Genomic DNA, 2127 nt, shown 5'->3' on the forward strand with positions numbered 1-2127 from the left:
GAAGCGAAGCGGCAGCCGATATAGTATGCGCCTGCTTGTCGGCTGCCGCGTCGCTTCGGCACGACCTACCATACGAGCGTTTTTACCGTTCAACTTCTTCAGCCCATGGTATGACAAGAGCTGAATAACTCCAGACGTTCCACCTGTTTTCAGCATGAGTTTCCAGAAGACCACGAACTATGTTGACAATGCACAGCTTGTGCGCACATTGTCATCACAATTGGCGCTGCGAACTTGATATAGACAGCGTTCAGTGTGTAAGAGAGTGGAGCTTCAGGAGAAATCGTGATGACTGGCGTCAATCGGGCAGATGAAAACTCCGTCAACATAAACATGCGCGTTGACCGCCGCCATCGCGACCTGATCGATCGGGCGGCGCAGATTTCGGGAAAGACACGGACAGAATTCATGCTGGAAACGGCGTGCCGTGCTGCTGAGGATACGATCCTCGATCAGCGGGTATTCTTTGCCGATGCAGAGCAGTACCAGCGTTTCACGGAGGCGCTGGATGCTCCCGCGCAACCTCATGAAATGCTGAAGACCCTATTATCCAAAAAAGCGCCTTGGGATAAATGAATTTCTTTCCAATCCCAGGTGACGGATGGGCACCAGCCGCTCCGGTTCGCTTGACGGAAGATCATATTCATTCCGAGTTCGATTGCGGTTATTCCGTTTTAAATGAATGGCTGCAAAAACGCGCTTTGCGCAACGTGAGAGATGGAGCCTGCCGTACCTTCGTCGTTTGCTGCGGCGGCATCGTTGTCGGGTATTTCGGTCTGGCCGTCGGTTCGGTACTTCACTCCGTCGCGACAGGCAAAGTCAGGCGCAACATGCCTGATCCAGTCCCGGTGATGATTCTGGGCCGGCTTGCGGTCGATAAACGCTGGAGCGGGCAGGGGGTCGGGTCGGGCATGCTGCGCGACGCCATCCTGAAAACGATCGAAGCGTCGGAATATGCGGGCATCAGGGCATTGCTGGTTCACGCTATCGACGAAGAGGCCCGGCGCTTCTATGAGAAATGGAATTTCCAGCCTTCGCAGGTCGAGCCTTTGACGTTGATGATAACTCTCCAGGATGCCCGTAAAGCGCTCGCGGGCTGACTTGGATCTGGCGTTGGCCGTACGCCTTCCGCAACGCCGCATCACCGATGCTTCATGACGGAAGGCGCTCGATGTTTTCATCAGAACGGCATGATGATGTCGAAGATCTGCTGGCCGTAGCGGGGCTGCTGGACGTCGCTGATCTGGCCGCGTCCGCCGTAGGAAATCCGGGCCTCAGCAATTTTTTCGTAGCTGATCGAATTTGCCGAGTTGATGTCCTCCGGCCGGATCACGCCGGTAATCTGAAGCTCGCGGACCTCGAAGTTGACCCGCACTTCCTGCCGGCCCTGGAGCACGAGGTTGCCGTTGGGCAATACGTCCGTGATCAGGGCCGCGACCTGGAGCGTGATCGTCTCCTTGCGGTTGATCTGGCCGGCGCCCTTGTTGCTGGTGTCGCTGGTCATGCCCAGCAGGTTGTCGCGGCCACCTGCTTCGTACTGGGTCGAATTGCCGTCCAGCTTACCTTCCAGAAGCGCCTTGGCGGCGCTGGTGCCGGGCAGGATCTTGTTCAGGTCGAAGCCGAAGACTTCCGGCATGCCGGCGTTCTCGCTGTTGGCCCGGGTCCGGGTGGTCTGGTTGTTGATCTGGGCCTGATCGTTGATGTTGATCGACACCGTCAGGATATCGCCGACCCGGCTGGCCCGCTGGTCCTTGAAGAAGGCCCTGGCACCCGAACGCCACAGCGAGTTCGCCTCGCGGACGCCGGTCTGCGGCGCCGGCATCGGCAGGCTGACCGGGACGTAGCCCACCGCGCGGTTGGGGTTCTCGATCTGCGTCAGCGGAGGCGGGCTGCCGACTTCCGACAGGCGGGTGGTGGCGTTGCAGGCGGTCAGCAGGGCTGCCGAGGCGGCGATCAGGGCGAGACGGGAGACGGTCATGGCGAAATTCCTTGGTACGCGGGGCGCATGAACGTCTTTGCAAGCCCGATGCCAGATGAAAGGGTGCCGGAAGGGGAGGGATCGGAAACCGGCGTCAGGTTCAGTTCAGCGCGACGCCGCCGGGCCTGGAGACGGAAACCTGGTTCGGG

3 protein-coding genes are annotated in these 2127 nt (G+C 59.3%); 2 read left to right on the plus strand and 1 reads right to left on the minus strand.

Annotated elements, in window-relative coordinates:
* The first annotated feature begins 288 nt into the window (after positions 1-288).
* A complete protein-coding gene (locus AC5JJ6_RS10985; RefSeq protein WP_496042069.1) occupies positions 289-576 on the plus strand; it encodes a type II toxin-antitoxin system TacA family antitoxin in 288 nt (95 codons plus the stop codon).
* Positions 577-626: 50 nt separating this feature from the next.
* The gene (locus tag AC5JJ6_RS10990; protein WP_496042070.1) at positions 627-1100 is read left to right on the plus strand and encodes a GNAT family N-acetyltransferase; all 474 of its coding nucleotides are present in this window, start codon (positions 627-629) and stop codon (positions 1098-1100) included.
* 80 nt (positions 1101-1180) lie between these two features.
* On the opposite strand, the gene flgH is transcribed toward AC5JJ6_RS10990, so the two are convergent.
* Positions 1181-1978, minus strand: a complete 798-nt coding sequence (gene flgH, locus AC5JJ6_RS10995; protein ID WP_496042071.1) for a flagellar basal body L-ring protein FlgH — start codon at positions 1976-1978, stop codon at positions 1181-1183.
* Positions 1979-2127: the final 149 nt, after the last annotated feature.

This window comes from Skermanella sp. (assembly GCF_059503625.1).

Bases quoted from the DNA above. Each gene is read 5' to 3' on its own strand.
- AC5JJ6_RS10985 (WP_496042069.1), top strand. From the start codon at position 289: ATGACTGGCGTCAATCGGGCAGATGAAAACTCCGTCAACATAAACATG.
- flgH (WP_496042071.1), bottom strand. From the start codon at position 1,978: ATGACCGTCTCCCGTCTCGCCCTGATCGCCGCCTCGGCAGCCCTGCTG.